The following is a 26543-nucleotide window of genomic DNA, read 5'->3' on the forward strand; positions in this document are numbered from 1 at the left end:
CGAACGGCGCCGGCAAGTCGACGACGATCGACATGTTGCTGGGTCTCACCCGGCCGGACGAGGGCGCGGTCACGCTGTTCGGGCTCGGCCCGCGCCAGGCCTGCGCCGCCGGGCGGGTCGGCGCGATGCTGCAGAACGGCGGGCTGCTGCCAGGGGTCTCCGTCGGGCGGATGCTGCGCGACGTCGCGTCGCTGTACCCACGCGCGCTGCCGGTCGACGAGGTGCTCGACCGGGCCGGCGTCACCGACCTCGCCGGCTCCCGCACCGACCGGCTTTCCGGCGGCCAGCGGCAGCGGGTCCGGTTCGCCCTCGCCCTGCTGCCCGACCCGGACCTGATCGTGCTCGACGAGCCCACCGCGGCGATGGACGTCGAGAGCCGGCGCGCGTTCTGGGCGGCCATGAGGGCGTGGGCGGCTGGTGGGCGCACGGTTCTGTTCGCCACCCACTACCTGGAGGAGGCCGACGACTTCGCGGACCGCATCGTGCTGCTGCGCCGCGGCCGGGTGATCGCGGACGGGCCGACGTCCGAGGTGAAGGCACTCGTCGGTGGCCGGACGATCCGGGCCACGGTGCGCGGGCTGGACGTCTCCGCGCTCGACGAGCTGCGCCGGCTGCCCGGGGTCGCCCGGGCGGAGCGGCGCGGTGATGTGGTCAGCCTTGCCTGCCCGGACAGCGACCGGGCGCTGCGCGCGCTGCTCGCCGCCTGGCCTGACGCCTGCGACATCGAGATTGTCGGTGCCGGGCTGGAGGATGCCTTCATCGCCCTCACCAGCGACCCGACCCCGGTCTCTGCCCCTGCCGCGACCCCTGCCCCCGCCTCGACCGCGAGGAGATAGATAAATGATCGAGAGCAATCTCGCCGTCGACGGTCGGGGTACCTACCTGCGGTACGTCCGCTCCGAGATTATTCGGGCTGTGCGCAACACCCGGCTGGTCGTGTTCAGCCTGGTCATGCCGATTCTCCTGTTCGCCGCGTTCAGTGCGAGCGACGACGGCGACACGCTCGGCGGGCTGGAGGTCGCCCCGTACATCATGATCAGTATGGCGACGTTCGGCGCGATGAACGCGGTTCTCGGCTCTGCCGGGCGCATCGCCGTCGAACGGTCGATCGGCTGGAACCGCCAGCTGCGGCTCACCGCCCTCACCGGCCCCCAGTACGTGTTCGGGAAGGTGGCGACCGGTTTCACCACGGCACTGCTGCCGATCGTCGCCGTCTTCGCCTACGGCCGGGCGACCCGCGGAGTGGAACTGTCCGCGGGAACCTACCTGGGCGCCGGTGCGTCCATCCTGCTGGGCCTGCTCCCGCTGGGCGGGTTCGCGATCTGGCTGGGTTATCTCGTGCGCCCGGAGAACCTGCAGGCCGTCGCGGGTGGGGTGTTCAGCCTGTTGGCGCTCGCCGGCGGCATCTGGGTGCCGATCGAGCAGTTCCCGGGTTGGCTCGCCGATATCGTGAAGGAGCTTCCGATGTACTGGTCGGCGCAGGCCGGCCGCGCGGTCCTGGAAGGCGGCTGGGTTGGCTGGCAGGGTCTCGGCACGCTCGCGATCTGGTCGGTCGTGCTCGCCGCCGTCGCCGGCCGCGCCTACGTCCGCGACCAGCTGCGTACCTGACGCGGGCGCGGCGGAGAGGCGAGTCCGGCGATGACGAGCCCGCGATGGCGGTGACCGGAGCGCGCGGCGATCGGGACCTGCCCGGGGCGTTGGTGGCCTGGCTCATGCGCCCCACGCTGACGGGGGAGCGGCGGGCCGACGAAGCCGGGATGAACGCCGCGCGCTGGCGGCGCAGCGCGGGCGTGTTCCTGATCTACCTCGCGTACGCGGTCGTCGACATGGCCCGCCTGCACGACGGCCCCGCCACCATGGCGTACGGCTTCGTGATCCTGGCCGTGTTCATCTGCCTCTACCTCAGTCTGCTGCCGCAGGTGCTGTTCGGAGACCAGGAACGCCATCGCCTCACGGTGATGCTCGGAATGACGGCCTGCGTCGTCTGCTACCTGCCGATCGCGGGCGGCGGTGGGCTGGTGATGACGATCTACCTGGCGATGACGTTCGTCCTGCTGCTGCGCCCGATCGTCTCGCTGCCACTGGTGGCCGCGTGCGTGGTGGTCGAGACCTGGCTGCCGGAGCAGGTCGGATGGTGGCAGGCCGACGGTCCGCAGTGGTCGCTGTCCGGCCCGGCGCTGCTGTCCGCGATCGCGATGTACGGGGTGCGGGCCGGGGCACGCAACCAGGCCGAGCTCACCCGGGCCCACCTGCAGATCGAGCGGTTGGCAAAGGAGCAGGAGCGGCTGCGGATCGCACGTGACCTGCATGACCTGCTCGGTCACGCGCTCACGACGATCACGGTGAAGGCCGAGCTCGCTTCGAAGCTCGCGAGCCGTGACCCCGGCCGAGCCGCCGCCGAGATGGCGGAGGTCGCGGCACTGGGCCGCCAGGGCCTCGCCGACGTGCGGGCCACCGTGGCCGGCTACCGGGAGGTGAACCTGGTCACCGAGCTGGCCGCCGCCCGGCAGGTGCTGGCCGCGGCCGGCATCTCGGCGGAGCTGCCCGCCACCACCGAAGCCGTCCCCGGCGAGCTGCGTGAGCTGTTCGGCTGGGTGCTTCGGGAGGGCGTGACGAACGCGGTGCGCCACAGCGGTGCCCAGCATGTCCGCGTGCGCGTGGACGGGCACAGCATCGAGATCTCCGACGACGGGTCCGGGCCGCCGTCGGCGCCGGCCTCGTCCCGTCCGGGTTCGGGCCTGGACGGGCTTCGGGAGCGCGTCGCCGCCGTCGGGGGCCAGCTGGAGGCCGTGTCCGCCGTGTCCGCCGAGTCCGCTGTGTCCGTCGCGGTCACGTCGGGCCCCGCGGCGGCCGGCATGCGGCCCGTGAGACGGGGTTTCCTGCTGCGCGCGGTCATCCCCGCAGCGGTGGAACCGCCCGCCGCCGTAGTCCCGACGACTGCTTTCCCGGCCGTCCCTTCGCCGAACACCGCCGCCTCGGCGACTGCCGGCTCGGGCGCCGGCGTCCTGGGCTCAGCCCGTCTCGGGCGCTGCTGGCTCGAACACTGCGGGCTCGAACACTGCGGGCTCAGGTACTGGCCTTCCGGGCGGGACGGGGACAGCACGGGCCGAAGAATCAGGGGCCCGGTGAAGATGATCAAAGTTCTGCTGGCGGATGACCAGCACCTCGTCCGCGGCGCGCTGGCCGCCCTGATCTCGCTGGAGGACGATCTCGAGGTCGTCGGGCAGGTCGGGCGCGGTGACGAGGTGGTCTCCGCCGTGACCCGGCTGCATCCGGACGTGGTCCTGATGGACGTCGAGATGCCGGGCATCGACGGGCTCGCCGCCGCCCGCGCCGTGCGGGCCACCGCCCCCGACACCCAGGTGCTGGTGGTGACGACCTTCGGCCGCACCGGCTACCTGCGCCGCGCGATGGAAGCCGGTGCCCTCGGGTTCGTCGTCAAGGACGCCCCCGCCGAGGCTCTCGCCGAGGCGATCCGCCGGGTCGCCCGCGGCGAACGGGTGGTGGACCCGACTCTGGCCGCGGCCACGCTGGCCGGCGGGGCCAGCCCGCTCACCGGCCGCGAACGCGATGTGCTCGTCGCGGCGCGCGACGGCGCCACCGTCGCCGACATCGCCCGGCGTCTCTTCCTGTCCGAGGGCACTGTCCGCAACTACCTGTCGGCGGTGATCGCCAAGACCGGAACCCGCAACCGCATGGAGGCCCTGCGCGTCGCCGAGGACTCCGGCTGGCTCTAGACGAGCAGACCCCAGGCGGTGACGGCTGTACCGCGAGGAGGGGCTCGCCGCGGCCATGCGGCGGCTCCCCGGGCTCGGCGGGGTCGACGTCACCGACCGCGAGCCTGACGTCACCGTGCCGCGGCCCAGGTCTGAGCGGTCGCCAACCTCGCGTTCTTCCTGGCCTACGACGCTCCCGCCGTGCGGCTCCACCGCCTGGCCTGGCCCGGTCTGCGGGCCGCGGCGGGCCGGATCGTGCCCGCGGCCGGCGCCACCTCCACCGGCTTCCCCCGCCAGTGTGCCCGCGCCCTGGCCGAGGAACTGGGCCGTCCGCTGGCCGAGTTCCCCGGCGGGCATTCCGGCTTCGTGCTGCGACCGGCCGCGTTCGCGGCCCGACTGCACGACGTCCTCGACCAGGCGACCGGACCCGCGCAGGATCCCGCCCCGACGGACCCGACCGGTCCTCGCCCACGATCTGACGAACGGCAGCCGCCTCGCTCGGTGGCCCAGCCATGACCGGCGCGCTGACCGCCTCGTTCACGCGCCGCCGCGGACGGGCGGACCAGACCGGCCTGACGCGGGCCGAGGAAGCCGTCGCCATCCTCGGCCCCCAGCCTCACCTGGAACAATCCGGCAAGATCATCATTGCTCGGCTCGACCCGGCCTCCTTCGCCACCCCCGACCTTCCCGGTATCGCCCGAGGCCGCGGCTTCCAGCTGGCAGAGCGCCACAGCCGATCGCATCGACACGATCCACACCCGCCTGCGGGACCTCGCGTGCCGATGGCGTGACGTCGAGGACGGCACGATCACCCTCACCTGGCGCCGCGCGTCGACGAGCGGCCGGTGAGCGGCCGGTGACGGCCGAATAGGAGAGACTTGCCGTATGGCATCTGCTACTTCAGGTAGTGCGGCTGGTTCCGGAGACCTCTCCGATGACGTCGTTGCCGGTCAGGCGGCCTACAACCGGTGGGTTCTGGCCGCCTACGACATTGGGGTGCTCGGGATTTCCAACAGCTTTGTCTGGCGTTGCCCGACGAAGCGGCTGCGCCGTCTGTACGACGACCACGTCAGCGCCCGGCACCTGGATATCGGCGTCGGCACCGGTTATTACCTCGACAAGGCACGGTGGCCCACACCGAACCCCGCCGTGACGCTGGTGGATCTCAACCAGAACTCCCTGCGGACGGCTTCGGCCAGGATCAGCAGGCTCGCGCCGCTGACCGCCGTCCGCAATGCGCTCGAGCCGGTGGGAACCCTGCCGGGCGCCCCGTTCGACTCGGTCGGCGTGAACTACCTTCTGCACTGCATGCCCGGCTCGCTTGACGTCAAGGCGGAAAAACTGCTGGCGGCGATCCGTCCGACCATGGGGCCGCGTGCGGTGTTGTTCGGATCGACGATTCTCGCGGACGCCGCCAACCTGTCCGCGCCGGCGCGGAAACTGCTCGGCTTCTACAACCAGAAGGGGATTTTTCACAACACCGCAGACCAGGTGGGAGCCCTGGACCGGGCGTTGGAGGCCGTGTTCGCCACCCACCGGGTAGAGATCATCGGCGGGGTGGCGACGTTCGTCGCGTCCGAACCGCGTCCACTCGACGTGCCCTGATCGACGCGGTCCGGCCTCCGTTCCGGTCCGCCGGCCCGCGCCTCAACCCCCGCGAGCGGTGAGTTGCCAGGTCAGCGGATTCCTGGCCGTGATTCGGCCAGGATGAGGATGCCGTCGACCAAGGGAGCCACCCGCCATGCCCAGCGAGCACGACGTTCAGCAGATCGAAGAGGCCAACGCCTCCGGGCGCACGCCGGTCGTGTTCGTCCACGGGCTGTGGCTGCTGCCCAGCAGTTGGGAGCCGTGGGCGGCGGTGTTCACCGAAGCCGGCTACGCGCCCGTGCTGGCAGGCTGGCCCGACGATCCGGAGACCGTCGCGGAGGCGAACGCCCATCCCGAGGTGTTCGCGGGCAAGACCGTCGGCCAGGTCGCGGACCACTTCGCCGACGTCATCGGTCGCCTGAACAAGAAGCCGGCCGTGATCGGGCACTCCTTCGGCGGGCTGTTCGCGCAGATCCTGGCCGGCCGGGGGCTGTCGGCCGCCACCGTCGCGGTCGACCCGGCGCCGTTCCAGGGCGTCCTGCCGCTGCCGATCTCCACGCTGCGCTCCTCGGCCCCGGTGCTCGGAAACCCGGCCAACTTCCACCGCGCCGTGCCGCTCACCTATGACCAGTTCCGCTACGCCTTCGCGAACGCCGTCAGCGAGGAGGAGGCCCAGCGGCTCTACGACACCTTCGCCGTTCCGGCACCCGGCGCGCCGCTTTTCCAGGCCGCCGTCGCCAACTTCAATCCGTGGTCGGAGGTCAAGGTCGACACGGAGAACCCCGAGCGCGGCCCGCTGCTGCTCATCTCGGGCGAGAAGGACCACACGGTGCCCTGGGCGATCACCAACGCCTCCTTCAAGAAGCAGGAACACAACAAGGACGCCGTCACCGAGATCACCGAGATCCCGAACCGCGGCCACTCCCTCACCATCGACGCCGGCTGGCGCGAGGTTTGTGACACCGCCCTGGACTTCGTCCGGCGCTTCATCTGACCGATGGCTCGGGCGCGGCCTGCCGCAGGCCGGCGGCCGTTTCGTTCGCCGGGGCCGGCCGGCGCTGACCGCGGCGTAGGCGCGGACGCGCCGGGTGCGGATTCGCTGTGGGCGGATTCGCTGGTGGTCTGAGGCCACCCGGCCGGGCGGTGCGGGCGTTCGCGGCAACCGGCCGGTTGCGGCAACGGGCGTTCGCCACAACCGGGCGTTACCCGGGCGGAGGCGGGCATACCGGGGCGTGGCCTGGAAATGCCCGCATCGCAAGGAGTTTTCGCCTGTGATCCATGGATCCGCGCCTGCGTTCGCCGACCTCGACACCCTGGACTCCGGACTGGCCGTAATGGTGATCATGGTCGGGGCTGGCGTCGTCGGCTACCTGGCAGCCCTGCTTCTGCACCAGGGCCTGCGCCGGATCGGCCGGCACTCGCAGATCGTCCACGACCTCGCCGAGCGCGGACGCCGGCCGACACGCTTCGCGTTCGTCCTCATCGCCCTGCTCACGGCCGCGAACGCGGCGGCGGAGCAGCCGTGGACGCCACCGACGGTGCGTGTGCTCGGCCTCGCCCTGATCGCCGCCGTGGCCTGGATCATCGGCGTGCTCGCGTTCGTCGTCGAGGATCTGGCGCTGGCCCGCTACCGGATGGACATCGCCGACAACCGCCATGCCCGCCGGATCCGGACCCAGGTGACCCTGCTGCGGCGGATCACCGTGCTGGTCATCGCGGTCATCGCGACCGCGTCGATGTTGATGACGTTCCCCAGCGTCCGGGTCGCCGGGGCGAGCATCGTGGCCTCCGCCGGCGTCGTCGGCATCATCGCCGGGCTGGCGGCGCAGACCTCGCTCGCGAACGTCTTCGCCGGCCTGCAGCTCGCGTTCACCGACGCGATCCGGGTCGACGACGTGGTCGTCGTCGAGGACGAATGGGGGCGCATCGAGGAGATCACGCTCACCTATGTGGTCGTGCACATCTGGGATGACCGCCGGATGATTCTCCCGTCGACGTATTTCACGACGAACCCGTTCCAGAACTGGACCCGCCGGGAGTCCGCCGTCCTCGGCGCGGTCGAATTCGATCTGGACTGGTCGGTGCCCGTCACCGACATGCGGGCCGAGATGCACCGCATCGTGGAGAACACCGAGCTGTGGGACGGGCGGGTGAGTGTCCTGCAGGTCACCGACGCGGTCGGCGACCATGTGCGGATCCGGGTTCTGGTCAGCGGGAAGGACGGGCCGACGACCTTCGACCTGCGCTGCCACGTTCGCGAGGCGCTGGTGGACTGGCTGCGCCGCAACCACGTTCCGGCGCTGCCGCGCACCAGGGTCGAGATCGACCGCACCCCGTCCCCGGACCGGGTGAAGCTGGAGAAGGAGCAGCCCGAGGTGCTCGCCGACGCCCGCCTGTTCACCGGCAGCGCCGAGGCCGAGGAACGTTCGCGCGCCTTCAGCGAAACCGGCGAACATCCCTCTGACACCTCTGACACCTCCGCCGCTCCGGCCATCTCGGATTCGGTGCCCGCCGAGGGCCGCCGAGCCCCGGACCCGGTGTCGGCAGGCGTAGCGGAGCGTTGAACCCGACGCCGGTGGTTCTGCGCTTCAGTCCGTGGCTTTGGGGTGGCCTGTTCCGGCGTGGATCACCCAGACCGTCCGGCTCGCGTCGTCGATGAGATACCAGATTCGTCCGCCGGTGGTGACCTCGTACTGCCAGCGTTCGAGCGGTTGTCCCTTGAAGATCGCGGTGCTGAGGGTTCCCTTCAGGCGGTGCTGGCGGTCCGGCACATCCCGGGAGCGCGGCCTGGACCTGATGGCGTCGAAGGCCCGGCGCAGGTTGTTCGGCGCCTGCTCGGCGAGTTGCTCCCAGCCCTCGGCGGCATTGTTGGATGCGAAACGGATGTCGTACTCGCCCCCGCTGGGCGGTGGGGCGGCGCGCTCTCCTCGCTTCGGGCTCATCCAGCCTTTTTCAGCAACGCTTCGGCGTTTCCCGGTGTCAGCCCCCACGTGCTCCGGAGGCGCCGGTCGAACCGGTCGAACCGGTCGAACCGGTCGAACCGGTCGTGCCGGATGTACCGGACGGGCGTGGGACGGGCCCGAGGTCACCATCGGGCTCGCGGGTCAACATCGTATACAGGTCCGGATCGGCGTGGATCTCGGCGCTGTGCCGCCACTGGCTGAGCAGGGCGGCGATGGGAGCCAGCGTGTTCAGCGCCATCGCGCCGCGTGCTGTCTCGATCAGCTCGGTGAAGAAGGTGTCGACGTCCTCAGGCGGCAGGAAGATCGTCCAGGGCAGCGCGTCGGGCAGCGCCTGCCGCAGCGCTGCGGTGTTCCCGGTGCGGACCAGGCCAGCGAGCATGCTGGTGGCGAAGTCGACGACGACGGAGTCCCGCTCCATCTGGTCGACGCGCATCAGTGCGAGATCCGTCGCGCCGCGGCGGCGCAACCGAAGGGCCCTCACATCGTCCAGCCTCCGGGCGGTCGCCGCCGGGTGGTGGAGCAGCTCGCTGAACGGGACTTCCTCGTAGGCCACGCTCACGACATCCACACTAGCTTGGATGTCGTCGGCGCTCCATGGCGCCCACGGCCCGTTGGTGGCTCCGCCGTCACGTGTCCGAACGTGTCGTCGCGGGGTCGGCGAACGGCTCGGCCGACCGAGTGGGCTCATCGCCGCCCGAGTCGCCGCCGTGGTGGCGATCCCCGGCGCCGCCGCGGTGCCGACCCGCGGCGCAGCACCGGCCAGATCGCCGCCGCGACGGCGGCGGTGAGGAGCAGGAGGGCGGCGAGGTCGAGTGCCCAGGTACCGGCGTCGGACGTCCACAGTGCGTCGATATCAGGGTTGGGCGGGGTCTGCCGGTAACCGGTCGTCGCCGCGAGCATCGCGAAGCCCCACCGGGCCGGCATGAGGTAGGCGAGCTGTTCCAGCGGCGGCCGATGGTCCAACGGGATGATCAGCCCACACAGCAGTAGCTGCAGCAGGAGCACGACCACCAGGATCGGCATGCCCCGGTCGGCGTTACCGATCATCGCGGAGACCAGCAGGCCCTGTGCCATCGCCGCCAGCGCGACCGCGACCATCGCGATGACGACCTCGGGCAGGCCACCGCCGAGTGCCGGTGGCGCGTCGGGCAGCGGCTTGCCGGCCAGGCCGACGACGGCGAGGATCACGGCCTGCAGACCGCTGATCGCACCGAGCACGGCCAGTTTCGACCAGAGGTAGGCGCCGCGGGAGAGTCCGATCGCCTGCTCCCGGTTGAAGACCGACCGTTCCTTGACCAGTTCGCGGAACGCGCCGGCGAACCCGGTGAACGCGCAGCCGAGGATGAGCACGAGCATCAGCGGCGAGATGTCGCTTTCGCGGTCGGCGCCGGTCTGCCGGTGGTGCCAGGACAGCCCGTGCCCGCCCGGCAGCAGCTGGGCGAACAGGCTCAGGACCAGCGGCAGCGCCAGCAGGAACACCGCGTAGGCCCGATCGGCCGCGATCACCGCCAGGTAGCGGCGGGCGAGCACGGCGAACTGGCGCAGGGCCGGCTGCTGGCGCGGCGGCGCATCCGGCGCGACCCGGGCCGGGCTCTGCGGCGCTGCGGAAGGCGCCGTGGCGCGCGGTGCCCCGTACTTCGCGTACTGGGGCGAGGCCTGGAAACGGGCCGTCCAGTCGACGTCCCGCGAGCGGTCGAGCAGCAGGAACATGTCGGCGAAGTCCTGCTGGCCGAAGTATTCGAGCGCCTCGTCGGGCGGGCCGAAGTAGGCCAGCCGGCCGCCCGAGGCGAGCACCAGCAGCCGGTCGCACAGGTCGAGCTGCGCCGGCGAATGGGTGACGACGACCACGGTGCGGCCGTCGTCGGCCAGCGTGCGCAGGGTCTGCATGACGGACTTGTCCATGCCGGGATCCAGCCCGGACGTCGGCTCGTCGAGGAAGAGCAGCGACGGGCGGGTGAGCAGCTCCAGCGCCACGCTGGTGCGCTTGCGCTGCCCGCCTGAGAGCGTGCTGATCCGCTGCTCGGCATGATCGGTCAGCCCCAGCTCGTCGATCACCTCGTCGACGCGCGCGCGGCGCTCCGCGGAACTGGTGTCCGCGGGGAACCGCAGTTCGGCCGCGTACCGCAGGGCCCGCCGGACGGTCAGCTGCGGGTGCAGGATGTCGTCCTGCGGGACGAGCCCGATGCGCTGGCGCAGCTCGTCATAGGAGGCGTAGAGATCACGCCCGGCGTAACGGACCTCGCCGGAGTCGGCGGGCCGTTGCCCGGTCAGCGCACCGAGCAACGTCGACTTTCCCGCGCCACTCGGCCCGACCACCGCCAGCAGGCTGCGCTGCGGCAGCGCGAAGCCGACATCGTCGAGCAGCCGCCGCCTGGAGCGGGTGACGGTCAACGCGTCGGCCTCGAACGAGATGTCGCCTTCGTCGGCGTACTCGACGAGCGTGCCGTTCTGCAGGTGCAGCAGGGCATGGCCGATGCCGACGATGTCCCCGGCGGCGAGCGGGGCCTGCTGCTCGATCCGGCGACCGTTGACGAAGGTCCCGTTCCAGCTGCCGAGGTCGACGATCTTCCATTCGGCGCCGGTTCGGCGCAGTTCCGCGTGCCGACGTGACACCAGCGGGTCGCCGAGCACCACATCGCATTCGGGCGCGCGGCCGATGACGACCGACGCGGTGCTCATCGGATGCAGTGCCGTGGCCCTGTGCTCCCACCACTTCCCTCCCGCCACCGAACCGGCGGACGGACCCCCCGACGACCGGCCGCCGCCAGGTCGGGAACTCGGTGCGGGTCGGCCAGCACCCGGTCCGACGGTTGTCGTCGGTTGGCCGCTGCCTGGCAGGGCAGCGGGCGTCGGCTGGCTGCTGCCTGGCAGGGCGGTGACCGTGGGCTGGCCGGCACCCAGCCGGGCGGTGGACGGAGGCTGGGCCGCTCGGTAGCGCCCGGCTCCGAACACCCCGGCGGCGGCGGATCCGGTCGGCGGCTCGGGAACGCCGGGCGCCGCGGTGGGCGAAGCCGGTGCCTGTACGGATTCCGGTGCCTGTACGGATCTCGGCGGTGTCGAGGATGCCGGTGCCGGTGCGGGTGCGGGTGCGGGCGCCGGTGCCGGTGCCGGTGCCTGCGCGGATGGGGCACTCGCCGCCTGCCACCACTTGCCTGCGGGCGCGGGGCGTGCCGCCGGTGCCGCAGGTGCCGGCTGTGGCGCCGCCGCTGGCTGTGTCGGTGGCCGCATCGGTTGTGTTGACGGGTGGGCCGTCTGCTGGGGCTGCTGCGACTGCGGTGTGCTGGGCTGCGGGCCGGGCGACGCTGCCGCGGGAGCGCCGGGGGTCTGTGCCCACCACCTGGCCTTTGGCGCAGGGCTGGCAGGCGGTGGCTTCGAAGCCGCTGGCGCAGCCGGAGTTCCCGCCGCGCTCGGAGTGCCTGGACTGCGCGGAGTGCCTGGACTGCGCGGAGTGCCTGGACTGCTCGGAGTGCCTGGAGCGCTCGGGGTGCTTGGACTGCTCGGACTGCTCGGGGCGGCGCCGAGGATGGCGGCCTGGGCCGCCGCCGCGAAGGCGGCGGTGGACGGATACCGCTCCCCGGGATCCTTCGCCATGCCACGCACGATGACGGCGTCGAGCGCCGCGGGAGCGTCCGGCCGCACCGCGGACAGGATGGGGGGCGGCTCCTCCAGATGCGCTCGTACCACCGCGAGCCGTTCGGCGGAGGCGAACGGCCGGCGCCTGGTGAGGCACTGGAACAGCAGACAGGCCAGGGAGTAGACGTCCACCCGGTGGTCGACGGGCCCGGGGCCGAAGCGCTCGGGCGCCATGTAGTCGATGGAGCCGATCGCGGCCCCGGCCGTCGTGAGGTCGGTGCCGTGGACCGAGCGGGCGATGCCGAAGTCGACGAGGTAGACGAAGTCGGTCGGGCGCCCCCGACCCGCGCAGAGCACATTGGACGGCTTGACGTCGCGGTGTACCAGGCCGTCGGCGTGTGCGGCGTCCAGCGCGGAGGCGATCTGCTCGATGACGTTGCCGGCCGTCCGCAGGTCGAGCGGACCGGCCCGCAGCACGGCGCCCAGGTCGGCGCCCTCAACCAGACGCATGTCGATGTACAGCTGGCCGTCGATCTCGCCGTAACGGTGGATCGGGATCACATGCGGCTCACGCAGCTGGGCCACCGTCGCGGATTCCCGGCGAAATCGCTCGATGTAGTGCGGATCTTCGGCCAGGCTCGGGAGCAGGAGCTTGAGCGCCACCAGACGTTGCTGGGCGGTGTCGTACGCCCGGTAGACCTCGCCCATACCGCCGCGCCCCAGTCGGGCCTCGATGCGGTAGTCGCCGAACATCCGCTCTGTCATACCGCCTTCTCCGGTGGTCGCCGTGCGAGGTCTCGCCTGTGCTCGGACATCGCTATCGCGGGTTCCCGGGCTGCTTACGGCGGCGTCGCCGCCACCGCGCCCAGAGCACGCCGACGAGGATCGCCGGCAGGAGAGCGATCAGTGGGGCGGCGTTCGCGCTTTCCGGCTGCGTGTCCTCGCCGTTGACGATCGCGGCGGTGATCACCGAGGTGACGACCAGCCAGGTAACCACTGCCACGGCAACGGTGCTGAGGTTGCGCCGCACCCGACCGCGGCGAGCTGCCCGTGCCGGTGCCGGGTTTGCCGGTGCCGGGTTTGCGGGCGCCGGCTGCACCGGTGTGGCAGGAGCTGGTGCCGAGCCCCGGCCCGGTCCGGCCGCGGCTGCTCCTTCGGAGCCGGATGACTGCTGCCACCAGGCGGTTGCCTCCGCCGGCCGGGTACCCGCCTGCGTACCCCGGCGGCGGCGCTGCCCCGTCGATGTCCTCGCTGGTCCGGATGGCCTGGCAGCTGGTCCGGCTGGCTTGGCACTTGGGCCGGTTGGCTTGGCACTTGGGCCGGTTGGCTTCGCGGCCGGCCCGGTTGGCTTGGCGGCTGGCCTGGACGGTGTGGTGGTGGGCCTGGACGGTGTGGTGCTGGGCCTGGACGGTGTGGGCACCGGCCTGGCCGACGGTGCCGCCGGGTCGGGCGTGGAGCTGGGCGCGGTCGCCGCGGTCGCGGCGGGCCCGGCGGGCTCGGCGGGCTCGGCGGGCTCGGCCGGCACGTTGGGCACGACGCGGCTGCTGGTGCGCGTCCACCAGGGCACCGAGCCCGTGATCAGGTCCTCGAGGTCACCGGTTGCCGTCCAGCCTGCCGCGCAGCAGGATCGCAGCCTGGCCGCGAGCTGGTCGATCTGCGGGTCGCGCAGCTCGCTCAACCAGGACCAGGCCTCGGTCTGGTGTGGCGGCTGGAAGTCGCGGCGGCCCAGGAGCAGGTTCTCGCCGTCGTTGAACCGTTCCCACTGGTCCGGTTCGCGGGCGAGCGCCAACAGCGACAGATAGATCACAAGACCTGGGAACGTGTCCATCCACGGTCCCCACGGCCGGTTCTCGGGCTGGTAGTTGCGGTGTCCGCCTTCCGTGGGCGGCGGCGAGCCCGTGAACGGGGCGATCCACGAACTGTCGAAGTCGACGAGGCGCAGCCGCCCGGCGGTGTCGACGAGCACGTTGCCGTGCTGCAGGTCGCCGTGCGCGAACTGGGCGGACTGGAGCCGGCGGAGCAGATCCCGCCACGAGTCGGCCAGCGTCCGCAGCGCCGCGCGGTCGTCGGCCTCGACGAGCTCCTCCACGTGCCGGTCGAGGGTGTGGCCGTCCACCCAGTCCATCTGGACCATCGGCCAGCGGCGCCCGTTCACCAGGATCGCGTCGTCCACCCACCTGCAGGCGGCCACGTCCCGGGTGAGGCTGCGTTCGGTGAACCAGCCGTCGATCGCGGTGTAACGCTGCTGGGTGGACGCGTCCTCGCGGGTGAAGAACCGCAACGCGTGCGCGGTGCCGCCGATCGTCGCGCGGAACACGACCGCGGTGCTGCCCGACGCCGGAACGGGAATGCCCAGCATCGGATGGACGTCGAAACGGGCCCCGGCCAGCTCGGGCTGATCGAACACGAGGTCCGGCCGCTGAACCGCGCGGATGTAGTCCTCCGCCGACGGGTGGCGGACAGCCGGCTGGCGAGCGCTGGTCACAGGCACACCACCAGTGCGTCGGGTTCGGCCGCCACGAGCTGCACCCGCAGCAGGGTGACGTCGTCGTTGCGCATCCGTCCCGCGGCACGTTGGTCGGCGACGATCGCCGCGAAGGTCGCGTCGTGGTCGATGCCGGTGAGGTCGGCCCACAGCCCGTCCCGTTTCCGGTCGGTGCCCTGGCCGCCGGTGGCGTGCCTGCCGGTGCCGTGCGTGCCGCTGCCGTGTCGGCTGGTGCCGCCCGCGCCCGTCTCGGTCAGCAGCCAGTGGGCCAGCGCGTCCGTGGCGAGGAACAGGACGTCGCCGACCCGAAGCTCGCCGTGGGCGAGGGCCAGGCCGCGCAGCATCGGGCCGAGCGCCTCCGGACGGGTACTGACCCCGTCGGGGGACAGGCCGAACCCGTCGACGTCGAGGTGAGGGAAGTGGGTCAGCAGCCGGCCGCCCCGGATGTGGAACAGCACCGTGTCACCGAGCGCGGCCGCCTCCCAGCGGGCCCGCGGTCCATCCAGGCCGGTGAGACGGCAGCCGAGGAACGTCGCGAACGACCCCTCGCTGCGGAACTTGTGCTCCTCGATCACCGTCGCGAACCGGGTCGGCGACTCGGCCACCCACAGCTGTTGGACGTACTCGAACCAGGCCCGAAGGCCGTCGGAGGTGAGGGCCGGTCCGGCGCCGGCGACGAACGAGGTGACCAGGTGGTCCACCCAGCGGATCGCGTCGTAGGCCTCGGTGGCGCCGTCCGCGACCGCGTAGCGGGGCGCGACGCCGACCGCCGGATCGCCGTCGTGGCAGGCCGCGGCGTCCTCCCATTCCTGGGGTGTGCTCCCCAGCTTTTCCAGCGCGAAGCAGACCGAGCGGGCGACGATCATCGGTGGGCCCTCACCGGTCCCGCAGGTCGGCGACCCGGGTGCCGATCTCCAGGAACCACACGAGCGTCGCGAGGCCCGCGTTGAACACGAACCCGCGGGCACCGTCGGTGATCTCCATCCGGGCGCCGCGAGCGTTCGCGACCATCGACGCCGGCAGCGTGCTCGAGATCGCGAACAGCTCGGGGCCAGGCTCGGGCAACCCGGCCGCGGAGACCGGGAACAGCACCTCGGGCGCGAGGGCCGGCGACAGGAAGATGTTGAACAGCAGCGCGGGGCCGTCGTGGGTCTCGATCGAGGTGAGCCGGGAGGCCCAGTCGGTCAGGCCGACGCCGTCGAACGGGCTGTCGGTGACCATCCCGTCGGTGATGTTGATGATGATCGGCGGGAAGGAGTCGGGATGGCTCGCCGCCCACTCGAAGACGTGCTCGCCGGCACTGGCGATCGCCTGGCACATGGGGGTGCGGTAGCCGTGGACGGGCTCGACCCAGACCGGCAGCCGTGAGCCCGCCACCGGGTCCACCGTCGCCGCGGCGCCGGGCCCGGATGGCGGCGGCGTCGACTCGATCCGCAGCGGGTTCTCGAAGACGTGCGAGATCGGGACGATCGGCTGACCGTCCACCGGGCCGATCAGCGCGGGCTCGACGCCCTCACCGCCCGTCACCGGGCACGCGCCGTAGCCGAAGACGCCGACGTCGAAGTAGTGCCGGGCCCGGCCACCCACCTCCTTCGCCGACTTCACGCACAGATCGAGGAGGATCTTGTTCACCGCGCGGGCGGCGCCTTCGGCGAGGGTTCCCCCACTGGACTGCCACGGCTGTTTCATCGAGTCGGACCGGTCCAGCAGGAACACGATGCAACCCGGGTTGGCACGGGAGAAGGTCTGCTCGTACATGCTCGCTCTGTCCGTTCTCGTCAGCGCGGTCCGGGATTCATGGGTTTCCGTTCCGACGGCGGCTCGTCACGACGGTCACCGGCCAGGCGGTCCCGGGCTGCCAGGACCAGCTGTGCCCGTCGACCCGGCAGCGGAAGGCGAACCCGGTAGCGGCGTACCGGGCGTCGACACGGAACGCGCCGCAGCGCGGGCACTGGACGACTCTGGCCGCCTCGCGCAGCTCGGCGATCTCACGGGGAGCCGGTCGGACCGGTTCGGTACCCGGGGCGGTCCTGTTCCCGGCGGGTTCCCGGGCGCGGCCCGCGGGCCCGCCCGGTGGCGTCGTGGTCTGGGTCCACCACTGGCCGCCGCGGGTCGTCTCAGTACCGGGACGCTCGACCGGCAGGAGGACGGCCTGGGCCTGAGCCTGGGCCTGCGCCTCACCTTTCCCGCCGCCACGCGGTGGGGCCCACTGGTCGTCGCCTGTGGGCTGCCGCCGGTTGGGCTGCTGCCGGTCGGTGGGCTGTTGCGGGTCCGTGGGATGCGGTCGGTCCGTGGGATGCGGTCGGTCCGTGGGATGCGGTCGATGTGCGCCCGCGGTCCCGGTGCGCCCGGGCGCCTGGTCGGGATGTGGCCGACGGGGCGCTTCGCCGAGGCGCGGATCCCGCTCCCCGGCCGGTCGTCGGGCCGGCCCGGGCGGCAGGACCAGCAGCGCCGACGCCAGCACGCCCACGGCGAAGGAGCCGGCTACCACCATCGCGGTTGTGGTCCCCGAACGGTCGCGGAACAGCAGTGCCCAACCGGCCAGCGACGCGCCGCCGGCGGCGACCAGGAGCAGGACGAGGGAGACCCGCGTCGCCTTCTCGGTCACCAGGCCACCGCCTTTCCCATGGGGCCTGATGGGAGGGCCGCCGTCATGACTCCTCCACCGGGAACGTCACGTCGGCGACCGGATTGGTGACCGCTCGGCACTGCTCACCGCCGGGTTCCGCGGCGCCGGCGAACCGCCAGCCGTCCACCAGCTTCAGGCAGACCCGCGCGTCAAGCGGCAGCCGGTTCGGGATGAACGCCCCGGACGGCCCGAGCGCGCCATCCTGCGAATAGCCGTCCTGCGCGTAGCGAATCGTGACGGTGCTGCCGGCGGGGACCTTGGTGCCGCCCCCCCTGACCTGCGCGACCACCCGCGCGGGTTCGACCTTCAGCTCGATGGGCCGGGCGCCCGACACCTGCTCCGGCCGGCACGCGGACGGGGTCTTCAGCCCGGCCAGGCGCACCGGGGCATCCGGCGACATCACGCAGACCTCGCGTTTGCCGACGGTGATCTCCTTTGACCATTTTCCCTGGTCATTGACCCGTTCGTCGGCCAGTACGACCGTGCCTTCGCGGATCTGCACGGCCAGGTGACTGAGCCGCAGGTCGGCGCCCGCCGCCGTCACGGTCACCGTCGCGGTCACGTTCGCCTTCCCCTGCGCCGTGGTCGCGGGCGTGGGTACGGGCGCGGTGGCCGTCGGTGGAGCTGTCGGTGGACCCGGCGGATCGTCACCGGCCGAGGCGTGCGGTGCCACCACGAGGCTCGCCAGGGCGACACAGCCGATCGCCAGCGCCGCCGCGTATACGGGCGCCAGGGCCGGGTGCCGCCACAGCGGCGGGCGTGGCGGCGTCACCCGCGTGTGAACGGGTCGGCGGTGCCGGTGCGCAAGGCCTTCACGGAAACGAGTGTCCGGCGGGCCGGAAACCGGCACATCTGTGCCACCACTGGCTTCTATGACCGGTACAGCCAGTGCTGGCACGGAGTTCCGGCGCGTGCGGCGGTGCTAACGTCCGAGCCGTGGACCGGGTGGCGATGGGTCGCGTCTTCATCGTCGACGACAGCGCACCGTTCCGGGCGGTCGCCCGCGCGTTGCTGGAAAGCGGTGGCTACGAGTTCGTCGGCGACGCCGCGACAGGGGCCGAGGCGTTGGCCGCGGCACCCGCGGCGAGCCCCGACGTCGTGCTGCTCGACGTCGCCCTGCCCGACCTGGACGGTTTCGCCGTCTGCCGCGAGCTGCGGGAGACCGTTCCCGGTGCCACGGTTGTGTTCTGCTCGGTACGCGACGCCGAGCACTACGGGGACGCGGTCGACCAGTCGTCCGCGGCGGGCTTCCTCCCCAAGTCGACGCTGTCCGCGGAGGCGCTCGCGCTCGTCGTGGCGCGCGGGGCCGAGCGCAGATAGGCGAGCACGGCCAGGACGCGGCGGTTGTGCTCCGCCTCGTCAGGCAGCGAGAGCCGCAGGAACACATTACGTACGTGTGTCTCCACGGTGCGTGTCGTGAGCTGGAGCTCGGCGGCGATCGCGCCGTTCGACCGGCCCTGCGCCATCAGCGCGAGGACCTCCCGCTCCCGTGCGCTGAGCGCGGCCAGCTCGTCGCGCCGCCCACGCTGGCCGGCGAGCAGCGGGACCACCTCCGGGTCGAACGCGCAGCCGTCGGACGCCACCCGGCGGATCGCGCTGAGGAAATCGGGCCCGGTGACCCGGTCCTTGAGCAGGTAGCCGACGCCGCGGGCGGACTGCCCGACCAGCTCGTCGAGATGCGTGACCTCAAGATGCTGGGACAGCAGCAGCACTCCCGTCCCGGGGTGCAGCCGACGCAGCCTGACGGCCGCGCGCAGACCCTCCAGATGATGGCCGGGCGGCATCCTGATGTCGACGACCGCAAGGTCGGGGCGGTGTCGTTCGACCGCGTCGAGCAGTCCGTCCGCGTCCGCGGCCTGGCCGACGATCACGCATCCGTCGCGTTCCAGCAGATCGGCGAGAGCCGTCCGGAACAGCTCCGCGTCGTCGGCGAGCACGACCCGAGGTCCCGACGAGGAAGATCGTCCGGGCTGGTTCGTGGCGGGCTGGTTCGTGGCGGGCTGATGAACGGGAGCAGGCTGGTCAGCTGGGGTGATGGCTGGGGTCACGGCATCTCCAGGGGCAGGTTGGCGTGGACGGATGTGCCGTCGCCGGGGGAGCTCCGCACGACCAGCCGGCCCTCGATCGCGGCGACCCGGTCGCGCAGCCCGAGCAGGCCGGTCCCACCGGCCAGGTCCGCGCCGCCGACGCCGTCATCGGCGACGGTGACGACCAGCCGGTTCGCGGACACCCGCACACCGACGTGGACCCGAGTGGCGTGGGCGTGCTTCGTTGCGTTCGTGACCGCCTCGGCCGCCACGAAATAGGCGGTCGCGGCCACCTGGTCCGGCAGCGGAGGAAGCGCCGGGCCGTCGATGACGTCGACCGGGTACGCGGACCGGGCCGCGAGCGCCCGCAGGGCGGGCATCAGGCCCGCCTCGGTGAGCACCGCCGGGTGGATGCCGCGGGCCAGTTCCCGAAGCTCCGTCACCGAGGCCTCCAGCCCGTCGGCGGCCCGCCGCAGCAGGACCCCCAGCTCCGGATCGGACGGATCGGGGCCGAGCCGGTCCCGTGCCAGCCGCAGGATCAGCGCGGTCGTGACCAGCTGCTGCTGGGCTCCGTCATGCAGGTCGCGTTCGATCCTGCGGCGCTGCTCGTCGGCCGCCGTGACGATGCGGGCCCGGGAGGCCCGAGCCTCCGCGAGCTGCGCACGCACCTCCGCGGCGAGCCGCTGGTTGTCCAGCTCCAGCGCGGCGGCCGCGATGGTGGCTTCCAGGACATGCCGGTCGGCACGCAGCGCCGGATCATGCAGCAGTACCGCGACCACCCGCGGACCGCGCAGGACCGGTGTGACCGCGTCCTGCGGCCGGGGGATGACAGGGCGCCCCGCGGCATCCACATAGAGCTCGGAGGCGTCGGGGTTGTCTGTGTCGTCTGTGTCGTCCGGGTGGGGGTAGGCGATCCGCAGTGTCGGATCGCCGAGCGCGTGGGCCAGCAGGTCGCGCAGCTCCGTCGGATCCGCCCGCGGCAGCCGGAGCAGGAGGCCACCCACGACGGTGCGGCCGAGCCGGATCCGTAACGCACCGGCGAGGAAGGCCATCGGCAGCCCCAACGTCGCCAGGTGGGCGATCTCCTTGACCAACTCGGCGCTCTCACCGGGCAGCCCCGGCTGTGACAGCGACGCGGCGACTCCCGTGATCCCGACGCCGTACACCGGTGCCAGCACACGGCGTGCCGGTGGCGTCGCGACGAACCACCGACGAACCAGCAGCACGCCCACTGCGACGGCGAAGCCGATCTGCGTGCCATTGATCAGATTTTCCTGCAGCCGGGTCAGGTCGGCGACCAGCACCAGGTTCGGTGTTATCGAGTTGTAGAACGGGACCCCGAGTGGCACGAGGAGCAACACCGTCGCGTACACGGCACCGGTCACCGCCCGCTCGGACCGCCCATGCAGACGTCCGTCGGGAAAGGCGAGCAGCAGGTGCACCAGGCTCGCTGAGGCCACCGACCGGTAGAACAACCCGATGGTGTGCGGGACAGGATTGTTCGAGACCTGCAGGTCCTCGGCGAACCAGGCGATACCGACCATCACCATCAGCAGGCCGAGTCGGCCGGGCCGGCGCAGGTGCGCGATGGACCCGGTGAGCAGATAAAGGCCGCCGACGACACCGGAGAAGAAGGTGGTGGTCGTGTCCGGGTCCCGGCCGCCGTCGGACACCCAGAGCGCGGCGGCGCCGAAGACCGCTCCCACCACCGCCAGCGCCGGTACCCCAAAACCGCCACCATCACGCCGGCTTTTGTCGGGATCTCGGAAAATGCGCCGGAGGCGCCCGCGAAAGCGCCTGTCACGGCCTCCGGCCGGATACTTTGCGGGCGAGCATCGGGCAGCTTCCGTCGGGGTGGCGACGTCGCTCCCGAGAATGGCGGGACCTGCCTGCGCTTCTCCTTCCTCTGCTGCCGGTGTTGTCGCTTCCCCTGTTTGCGCTGTACCTGCTCCCACGGCCGCGACCCGCGGGGCGGTACGCCCCCAGGCCTGATCGTGTCGGCCCCCGTTCCCCACCCCTGAGCCTTCCCCCGACTCACCGGACCGATCAGGATGCCAATCATTATTCGCGAGACGGTGACTCCGAACAAGGGGTCCGCTCACTCCGGTCGCACATCGCGGATCTCGGTAATGGAGACTCGCCCGGTCCCATCATACGGAAAGCTGTGCCGTTCACCTCACCGCGGCCTGGTTCCGTCTTCATCGGGTATCCGGGAGACCGCGGATTCTTCTCCGTGCGGGTGCCGGTGAGCGTGATCCCCGGTCTTTTCGGCCGGTCGACGGGAAAGGTCCGTAACCAGAAGAAGCTCGGCCTTCCGCCGCGCGAGGCCGCCCTCGGCGCTGATGGCCTGGCGACGATCACAATTCCCGCGCTGGGGGAGACGGGTGAGGCGCCGTTCACGTCGCCGCGGTGTCGTGGCGCTGTCGGTTGCGAAGCGGCGGCGGACGTCAGCCGGCGGCGGACGTCAGGCACGGAAGGTTCTGCGATAGGCGTTCGGTGACACCGCTATCGCCTCCCGCAGATGCTGGCGCAGGGAGGTGGCGGTGCCGAAGCCCGCGCGCTCGGCGATGCGGTCGACTGGGAGGTCGGTGTTCTCCAGGAGATGCCTGGCAAGGTCGATCCGCTGCCCGGTGAGCCACTGCCCTGGGCTCTGCCCGACCTCTGCACGGAAGCGGCGGGTGAACGTCCGCCGGCTCATCCCCGCGTGCGCGGCAAGCTCGTCGAGCCCCAGTGCCTGGTCGAGCCGATCGAGGGCCCAGCCGCGGGTCGGCGCCGTCCCGTTGTCCGCGGTGTGTGGGACGGGGCGCTCGATGTACTGGGCCTGGCCGCCGTCCCGCCAGGGCGGAACCACGCTGTTGCGGGCCACCCGGTTGGCGACGCCGCTGCCGTGGTCGCGGCGGACGATGTGGAGACAGAGGTCGACTGCCGCGGCCGCACCCGCGGAGGTGAGGATGCGCCCCGTGTCGACGAAGAGGACGCCCGGGTCGACGGCGATGGCTGGGTAGCAGCGCTGGAGGTGCTCCGCATGCCGCCAGTGGGTGGTGGCCCGCAGACCGTCCAGCAGGCCGCCGGCGGCGAGGACGTACGACGCCAGGCAGAGCGAGACCAGCCGGGCGTCGGGGCGCACCTGGCCGAGCGCGTTCGCCAGATCGGCAGGCAGGAGATCGCGGCCGGTGATCCTGGTCATCTCCTCGGCAGGAGGGATGACGACGGTGTCGGCGGTTGCCAGCGCCGCTGCGCCGCCCACGACGGTGACGGAGAAATCGGCCGCCGTCATCACCGGGCCGCCACTCATCGTGCAGGTGGTCACCCGGTACAGCGGTCGGCCGGCGTCGTCGCAGGCATTGCCGAAGATCTTGGATGGCGTGCTGAGCTCGAACGGCATCACACCGTCCGTCGCGAGGACGGCAACCTGATGCATGGCCCGATCCTTGCACAAGTCGGCCTTCGGGCCACTTTCTGGTACTCGGGGCGGGCGGCAGTGTGGAGCCATGACGACAACGACGCCCCCAACGACGCCCCCAACGACGTCCACGTTGCCGGCGACGCCGACCGCGACCGCGACGGCCACGGCCACGGCCACGGCCACGGCGATGATGCGTGCGATCAGCCAGGACAGCCTGGGAGGACCTGAGCGGCTGCGGCTGGTCGAGGTCGAACGCCCCGTTCCAGGCCCGTCCGAGGTTCTGGTGCGGGTGCGGGCGGTGGGCCTCAACCCGACCGACTGGAAACATCGGGCCATGCCGGGCTTCCTCGGGAAGCTTCCGCTGGTCCTCGGCTGGGACGTCTCCGGCGTGGTCGAGGCGGTCGGGCTCGGGGTGACCATCCACGAGGTGGGCGACGAGGTGTTCGGCATGCTGCCGTACCCGTACGGGCACGGTTCCTGCGCCGAGTACGTCATCGCGCCGGCCCGTGTGCTCGTCCACAAGCCGGCTGAGCTCGATCACGCTCAGGCCGGTGCAATTCCGCTGGCGGCGCTGACCGCTTACCAGGCGCTGGTGGACACCGCCGGCGTGCGGGCCGGCCAGCGGGTGCTGATCCACGCCGCGGCCGGCGGAGTCGGGCACTTCGCGGTCCAGATCGCCACGTCGCTCGGGGCGTATGTGATCGGCACCGCCAGCGGGGGCAAGCACGACCTGCTGCGCGGGCTCGGCGCCGACGAGCTGATCGACTACCACCGCGACGACTTCGAACAGGCAGCCGGACGTGTCGACGTCGTCATCGACCTCATAGGCGGCGACTACACGGCCAGGTCGCTACGGACGCTGAGCCCGGGTGGTGTCCTCGTTTCCCTCGCGCTCACGGACACGGAGCCGATGCAGGAGGAGGCCGCCCGGCTCGGTGTCCACCACCGGCTGATGCTGGTCGAGGCCGACCAGGCGGGCATGCTTGCGGTTGCCGAGCTGGCGCGGACGGGGCGGCTACGCCCTGTCATCGAGGCCGTCTTCCCGTGGGAGGAGGCGGCGAAGGCGCACGCGGTGGGTGATGGCGGCCGGGTGACCGGAAAGCTCGTACTCACCGTCGGTTGACGCGGTTCACGGTGGCCGGGCGGCTCCGGTACTCCGTGCGACGCATCGGTGGGGTCGGCCCCTGGGCAGGTGGCCGCCACTGAGCTGCTGCCGGGGCCGGCTCCCGGGATCAGGCGCGGCGGGTGAAGGACAGATGGGTGACGCCGCTGGGGGAGGAGACCGCCTCGATGTCGAAGCGCTCCTCGAGGCCCTCCTGGCCGTCCCACAGCCGGGTGCCCCGGCCGAGCAGGATCGGGACCAGCGCGACGTGCATCGAGTCGATCAGGTCGGCGGCCAGGAAGTCACGCACGATGGTCGGGCCGCCGCCGATGCGCACGTCGAGGTCGCCGGCGGCCTCTCGGGCGAGGTCGAGTGCCTGCTTCGGCGCCGCGTCGATGAAATGGAACACGGTGCCGCCCTCCATCTCGATGGATGGCCTCGGATGGTGCGTGAGAACGAAGACCGGGGTGTGGAACGGCGGGTTGGGGCCCCACCAGCCGCGCCATTCCCGGTCGGTGCCGAGGTCCTCCCACGGGCCGGACTGGGGGCCGAACTTGCCGCGGCCCATGATCTCGGCACCGATACCGGGGCCGAAACGCTCGGCGTAGGCGTTGTCGACGCCGGTGCTGCCACCCGGTTGGCCGTGCTGAGCCCGGCCGAACCGGGTCGCGAACGCCCACTCGTGGAGGCGCATGCCGGCGTGGCCGAACGGTGCTTCGAAAGTCGGGCCTTCGCCGGTGGCGAATCCGTCGAGTGAGATCGCGAAGTTGTGGACACGTACCGCCGACATCGCTGCTCCCGGTGCTGGTGATCTTCAAGCGGTCGCCGCCAGGGTAGCGAGATCAGCGGAGGCTTGCCTCTCCCTGGGTGGCTGGAGTCTTGCGCACCGCGACAGGCGTCGGGCGGAACCAGGCGCCCCGACGGCAGTTTTTGTATTTGTTTCCCGGCACCGGTCCGTCGGTGTAGCACTGATTCGTGCAGCCTCTCACGGTCGTCATCGTTCACCGCGACCAACCGGAGCGACTCCTCGACACCATCGACGCGTTCCGCGCGCAGGACATCCCCGTCACGATCACGATCGTCGACAACGGATCGGTGACCGTCCCGCCGGTCGAGGCCGACGACGTCACGGTCGTGCTCGGCGGCGCCAACCTGGGGTTCGGGCCGGCGGCGAACATCGGCTACCGCAGGTTCCTCGCCGACCCGGACGCGGGTGAATGGGTCGTGCTCGCGCCGCACGACGCACTGCCCGAACCGACCTGCCTGAGCCACATCCTCGGCGTGCTGGCCGAGCGGCCGCGGGCAGGGCTTGCCTGCGCGGACGTCGGTGACGGTGCGACCCCGGTCATCGACGCCTACCTCGGCGGGATCCTCGTGCCCGCGAGCGTCGACGCGGGCTGGGAGACGGTCGGGCATCCGCACGGCACGCTGATGTTCGCCCGGCGGGCCTGCCTCGACGAGGTGGGAATCTTCGACGAGCGCTACTTCGCGTACTGCGAGGAAGCCGACCTGGCGCTGCGGGCACGCGCCGCCGGCTGGGAATCCGGGCTGGTACGGGGCGCGATGGTCAAGAACCCGTATGTCGGCTCGCCCTCCGGGGCGATCGACTACCTGCAGCTGCGAAACACCCTGCTGATGGTGCGGGAGCACTTCGGCCGCTACCACGTCTTCATCCGGCTCTGCATCGCGTTGTTGCAGCTTGGTACGGGTGCGATCAGGCCAGCCCGGCGGGGCCCTTACTGGCACCCCGACGGGCGCGTTCGCGGCATCGTCGACTTTCTCCGCGGGCGTTTCGGCCCGCCGCCGGCGCACCTTTACACGAAACGCTGAGAACACCGGCCGAGCGCAGCGGGTCAACGCAGCGGGTCAACGCAGCGGGTCAACGCAGCGGGTCAACGTGGCTGGTCAACGTGGCGGTCGGCGTCGCTGTGGGGAAACCCTGAACGGCCTGCTCCAGGGCGCCAGCCAGCGCCGGGCCCTCCTCGACCGCGGTGAGGGCCTGCGCCGGACCCTGGCCACCCGCCAATGTCTGCGGGTAGGCCTACTGGGGTGCACTGCGAGCCGCAGCGACGTTCCGGGGCTGGCGTTGGGCTTTGGGCGGGCAGACGGCACCCGCCGATCCTCCGACGGAGCAGGCAGCCTCGGGGCTGACCTTCCACCGGCCGTCGCTGACGGCAGCAATGCCGTTCGACACACTGACAATGCCGTTTGACACACTGGCAATGCCCTTCGACGCACTGGGATCAATCGTGATCGCGGTCGGCGGCCGGTGCGGGTTCGGCGCAGGCCTGGGCCCGCCGGCCGTCGCAGTCTGGGCGGGAATCTGCGCGACTACGGCGACGGCGGCAGGTGTCAGCCAGGCAAGGAACCCCCGTGGCGTCCGGTGGCCTCGCTGGTTGCGCCGACCTTCCTCACAATTCTGAGCCTGCCGCCGGCTTCGCCGGCTCCGGGCGGCGGGCTGCTGGGCCGGGCGCACCCCGGACGGGTCTGACATCGTCACTGCGTCCCTCCTCCGCGGCACGGTTGCCGTCGATAGAAAAGAGCCCGTGCGGCCCGGGATGGTTTACCTGGAAAAGACAACACTGCGCGGGCTTGCGGAGCCACTCTTCGAGTGGTGGTTGACCGGGTAGCCGGCGGGTGTTGTTCGGGTTGCCGGGTCGGCCACCAGCTGGAGCATGGCGTGGACGTCGACCACGCAGGCCACGCCTACGGCGCGAGGGCCAGACCGGCCGGATCTCGGCGCGCTTCGACGGCGACGCCGCCACCGGGCTCGCCGTCGGTGCGACTTCAGGGTCATGACGTCCACCACGGCGTGGGTATCAAGCACGGCGTGGGCATCAAGCACGGCGTGGGCATCGAGTGCGACCGGCGGGTGTGTCTCTCCTCGCCCGCCGGTCGACTGTCAGACGCCGAGGCTTCGGCGCATCACGGCGGTCGCCGTAGCCGTTTTCGTGCGCAGGGGAAGAACCGCGCCGATGGCTCGGTAGGCACGGTTGATCAGTCCGGGAACGTGCACGAGATCCCGGCCCAGGGTGGCCAGTGAACCGGCGGCGAC

At 71.7% G+C, this 26543-nt stretch carries 23 protein-coding genes and 1 pseudogene; 12 read left to right on the forward strand and 12 right to left on the reverse strand.

All coding sequences use genetic code 11. The features are described 5' to 3' along the window. From FREUN1FDRAFT_RS27615 to FREUN1FDRAFT_RS27655, 9 genes and pseudogenes are all read left to right on the forward strand, one after another. Window positions 1–836: ABC transporter ATP-binding protein (locus tag FREUN1FDRAFT_RS27615; protein ID WP_006543581.1), on the forward strand; the 836-nt coding region annotated here is incomplete at its 5' end. Window positions 837–840: 4 nt separating this feature from the next. After that, window positions 841–1608 (forward strand): ABC transporter permease, encoded by a 768-nt coding sequence (locus FREUN1FDRAFT_RS27620; protein ID WP_006543582.1) that lies wholly within the window; start codon window positions 841–843, stop codon window positions 1606–1608. Between the two features lie 587 nt (window positions 1609–2195). After that, window positions 2196–2465 (forward strand): annotated as a pseudogene (locus FREUN1FDRAFT_RS47765) (histidine kinase); the annotation flags it as partial. Between the two features lie 666 nt (window positions 2466–3131). Continuing rightward, window positions 3132–3737 (forward strand): response regulator, encoded by a 606-nt coding sequence (locus FREUN1FDRAFT_RS47770; RefSeq protein ID WP_035953907.1) that lies wholly within the window; start codon window positions 3132–3134, stop codon window positions 3735–3737. 180 nt (window positions 3738–3917) lie between these two features. Next, complete coding sequence (locus FREUN1FDRAFT_RS40190; protein WP_006543584.1) at window positions 3918–4232, forward strand: hypothetical protein; 315 nt, start codon at window positions 3918–3920, stop codon at window positions 4230–4232. Continuing rightward, a complete protein-coding gene (locus tag FREUN1FDRAFT_RS27640) occupies window positions 4229–4507 on the forward strand; it encodes a hypothetical protein (RefSeq protein WP_006543585.1) in 279 nt (92 codons plus the stop codon). The genes FREUN1FDRAFT_RS40190 and FREUN1FDRAFT_RS27640 overlap by 4 nt, the downstream gene beginning before the upstream one ends. A gap of 94 nt (window positions 4508–4601) precedes the next feature. Beyond that, window positions 4602–5321: a class I SAM-dependent methyltransferase gene (locus FREUN1FDRAFT_RS27645; protein WP_006543586.1), complete on the forward strand. Its 720-nt coding sequence runs from the start codon at window positions 4602–4604 to the stop codon at window positions 5319–5321. A 136-nt stretch (window positions 5322–5457) separates the two neighbouring features. Continuing rightward, entirely contained in the window at window positions 5458–6297 is an 840-nt protein-coding gene (locus tag FREUN1FDRAFT_RS27650; RefSeq protein ID WP_006543587.1) for a carboxylesterase, read from the forward strand. A gap of 277 nt (window positions 6298–6574) precedes the next feature. Beyond that, window positions 6575–7867 (forward strand): mechanosensitive ion channel family protein, encoded by a 1293-nt coding sequence (locus tag FREUN1FDRAFT_RS27655; RefSeq protein WP_006543588.1) that lies wholly within the window; start codon window positions 6575–6577, stop codon window positions 7865–7867. 24 nt (window positions 7868–7891) lie between these two features. On the opposite strand, the gene FREUN1FDRAFT_RS27660 is transcribed toward FREUN1FDRAFT_RS27655, so the two are convergent. From FREUN1FDRAFT_RS27660 to FREUN1FDRAFT_RS27700, 8 genes are all read right to left on the reverse strand, one after another. Next, the gene (locus FREUN1FDRAFT_RS27660) at window positions 7892–8245 is read right to left on the reverse strand and encodes a hypothetical protein (RefSeq protein WP_006543589.1); all 354 of its coding nucleotides are present in this window, start codon (window positions 8243–8245) and stop codon (window positions 7892–7894) included. A 37-nt stretch (window positions 8246–8282) separates the two neighbouring features. After that, a complete protein-coding gene (locus FREUN1FDRAFT_RS27665) occupies window positions 8283–8825 on the reverse strand; it encodes a hypothetical protein (protein ID WP_198144509.1) in 543 nt (180 codons plus the stop codon). A gap of 125 nt (window positions 8826–8950) precedes the next feature. After that, on the reverse strand, window positions 8951–12604 hold the full coding sequence (locus tag FREUN1FDRAFT_RS40195; RefSeq protein WP_006543591.1) for an ATP-binding cassette domain-containing protein: 3654 nt from the start codon (window positions 12602–12604) through the stop codon (window positions 8951–8953). A gap of 52 nt (window positions 12605–12656) precedes the next feature. Next, a complete protein-coding gene (locus tag FREUN1FDRAFT_RS27680; RefSeq protein WP_006543592.1) occupies window positions 12657–14324 on the reverse strand; it encodes a phosphotransferase in 1668 nt (555 codons plus the stop codon). After that, on the reverse strand, window positions 14321–15190 hold the full coding sequence (locus FREUN1FDRAFT_RS27685) for a hypothetical protein (RefSeq protein ID WP_006543593.1): 870 nt from the start codon (window positions 15188–15190) through the stop codon (window positions 14321–14323). The genes FREUN1FDRAFT_RS27680 and FREUN1FDRAFT_RS27685 overlap by 4 nt, the downstream gene beginning before the upstream one ends. Window positions 15191–15200: 10 nt before the next feature. Beyond that, the gene (locus FREUN1FDRAFT_RS27690; RefSeq protein WP_006543594.1) at window positions 15201–16082 is read right to left on the reverse strand and encodes a vWA domain-containing protein; all 882 of its coding nucleotides are present in this window, start codon (window positions 16080–16082) and stop codon (window positions 15201–15203) included. Window positions 16083–16119: 37 nt separating this feature from the next. Then, window positions 16120–16932 (reverse strand): hypothetical protein, encoded by an 813-nt coding sequence (locus FREUN1FDRAFT_RS27695; protein ID WP_006543595.1) that lies wholly within the window; start codon window positions 16930–16932, stop codon window positions 16120–16122. A gap of 43 nt (window positions 16933–16975) precedes the next feature. Beyond that, entirely contained in the window at window positions 16976–17725 is a 750-nt protein-coding gene (locus FREUN1FDRAFT_RS27700; protein WP_006543596.1) for a hypothetical protein, read from the reverse strand. A gap of 179 nt (window positions 17726–17904) precedes the next feature. On the opposite strand from FREUN1FDRAFT_RS27700, the gene FREUN1FDRAFT_RS27705 reads away from it, so the two are divergent. Next, complete coding sequence (locus FREUN1FDRAFT_RS27705; RefSeq protein WP_006543597.1) at window positions 17905–18273, forward strand: response regulator; 369 nt, start codon at window positions 17905–17907, stop codon at window positions 18271–18273. On the opposite strand, the gene FREUN1FDRAFT_RS27710 is transcribed toward FREUN1FDRAFT_RS27705, so the two are convergent. The 3 genes from FREUN1FDRAFT_RS27710 to FREUN1FDRAFT_RS27720 form a co-directional block, all read right to left on the reverse strand. After that, a complete protein-coding gene (locus FREUN1FDRAFT_RS27710) occupies window positions 18165–18890 on the reverse strand; it encodes a response regulator transcription factor (protein WP_006543598.1) in 726 nt (241 codons plus the stop codon). The genes FREUN1FDRAFT_RS27705 and FREUN1FDRAFT_RS27710 overlap by 109 nt on opposite strands. A gap of 107 nt (window positions 18891–18997) precedes the next feature. After that, the gene (locus tag FREUN1FDRAFT_RS27715) at window positions 18998–20689 is read right to left on the reverse strand and encodes a histidine kinase (protein ID WP_006543599.1); all 1692 of its coding nucleotides are present in this window, start codon (window positions 20687–20689) and stop codon (window positions 18998–19000) included. A 755-nt stretch (window positions 20690–21444) separates the two neighbouring features. After that, window positions 21445–22401 (reverse strand): GlxA family transcriptional regulator, encoded by a 957-nt coding sequence (locus FREUN1FDRAFT_RS27720; protein ID WP_006543600.1) that lies wholly within the window; start codon window positions 22399–22401, stop codon window positions 21445–21447. Window positions 22402–22471: 70 nt separating this feature from the next. On the opposite strand from FREUN1FDRAFT_RS27720, the gene FREUN1FDRAFT_RS27725 reads away from it, so the two are divergent. After that, window positions 22472–23509 carry an NADP-dependent oxidoreductase gene (locus tag FREUN1FDRAFT_RS27725; RefSeq protein WP_006543601.1) on the forward strand — a complete coding sequence of 346 codons (1038 nt, stop codon included), beginning with the start codon at window positions 22472–22474 and terminating at the stop codon, window positions 23507–23509. A 109-nt stretch (window positions 23510–23618) separates the two neighbouring features. On the opposite strand, the gene FREUN1FDRAFT_RS27730 is transcribed toward FREUN1FDRAFT_RS27725, so the two are convergent. Then, window positions 23619–24278 carry a dihydrofolate reductase family protein gene (locus FREUN1FDRAFT_RS27730; RefSeq protein WP_006543602.1) on the reverse strand — a complete coding sequence of 220 codons (660 nt, stop codon included), beginning with the start codon at window positions 24276–24278 and terminating at the stop codon, window positions 23619–23621. A 185-nt stretch (window positions 24279–24463) separates the two neighbouring features. Here FREUN1FDRAFT_RS27730 and FREUN1FDRAFT_RS27735 point away from each other — a divergent pair, with 185 nt between their 5' ends. After that, the gene (locus FREUN1FDRAFT_RS27735; protein ID WP_006543603.1) at window positions 24464–25318 is read left to right on the forward strand and encodes a glycosyltransferase; all 855 of its coding nucleotides are present in this window, start codon (window positions 24464–24466) and stop codon (window positions 25316–25318) included. Window positions 25319–26543 lie beyond the last annotated feature (1225 nt).

The organism is Parafrankia sp. EUN1f (assembly GCF_000177675.1).
GTDB lineage: Bacteria > Actinomycetota > Actinomycetes > Frankiales > Frankiaceae > Parafrankia.

Coding starts and splice junctions, on each gene's coding strand:
- FREUN1FDRAFT_RS27720 (WP_006543600.1), bottom strand. CDS start 22,401: ATGCATCAGGTTGCCGTCCTCGCGACGGACGGTGTGATGCCGTTCGAG.
- FREUN1FDRAFT_RS27645 (WP_006543586.1), top strand. CDS start 4,602: ATGGCATCTGCTACTTCAGGTAGTGCGGCTGGTTCCGGAGACCTCTCC.
- FREUN1FDRAFT_RS27650 (WP_006543587.1), top strand. CDS start 5,458: ATGCCCAGCGAGCACGACGTTCAGCAGATCGAAGAGGCCAACGCCTCC.
- FREUN1FDRAFT_RS27725 (WP_006543601.1), top strand. CDS start 22,472: ATGACGACAACGACGCCCCCAACGACGCCCCCAACGACGTCCACGTTG.
- FREUN1FDRAFT_RS27685 (WP_006543593.1), bottom strand. CDS start 15,190: ATGATCGTCGCCCGCTCGGTCTGCTTCGCGCTGGAAAAGCTGGGGAGC.
- FREUN1FDRAFT_RS47770 (WP_035953907.1), top strand. CDS start 3,132: ATGATCAAAGTTCTGCTGGCGGATGACCAGCACCTCGTCCGCGGCGCG.
- FREUN1FDRAFT_RS27730 (WP_006543602.1), bottom strand. CDS start 24,278: ATGTCGGCGGTACGTGTCCACAACTTCGCGATCTCACTCGACGGATTC.
- FREUN1FDRAFT_RS27620 (WP_006543582.1), top strand. CDS start 841: ATGATCGAGAGCAATCTCGCCGTCGACGGTCGGGGTACCTACCTGCGG.
- FREUN1FDRAFT_RS27640 (WP_006543585.1), top strand. CDS start 4,229: ATGACCGGCGCGCTGACCGCCTCGTTCACGCGCCGCCGCGGACGGGCG.
- FREUN1FDRAFT_RS27705 (WP_006543597.1), top strand. CDS start 17,905: ATGGGTCGCGTCTTCATCGTCGACGACAGCGCACCGTTCCGGGCGGTC.
- FREUN1FDRAFT_RS40195 (WP_006543591.1), bottom strand. CDS start 12,604: ATGACAGAGCGGATGTTCGGCGACTACCGCATCGAGGCCCGACTGGGG.
- FREUN1FDRAFT_RS27660 (WP_006543589.1), bottom strand. CDS start 8,245: ATGAGCCCGAAGCGAGGAGAGCGCGCCGCCCCACCGCCCAGCGGGGGC.
- FREUN1FDRAFT_RS27690 (WP_006543594.1), bottom strand. CDS start 16,082: ATGTACGAGCAGACCTTCTCCCGTGCCAACCCGGGTTGCATCGTGTTC.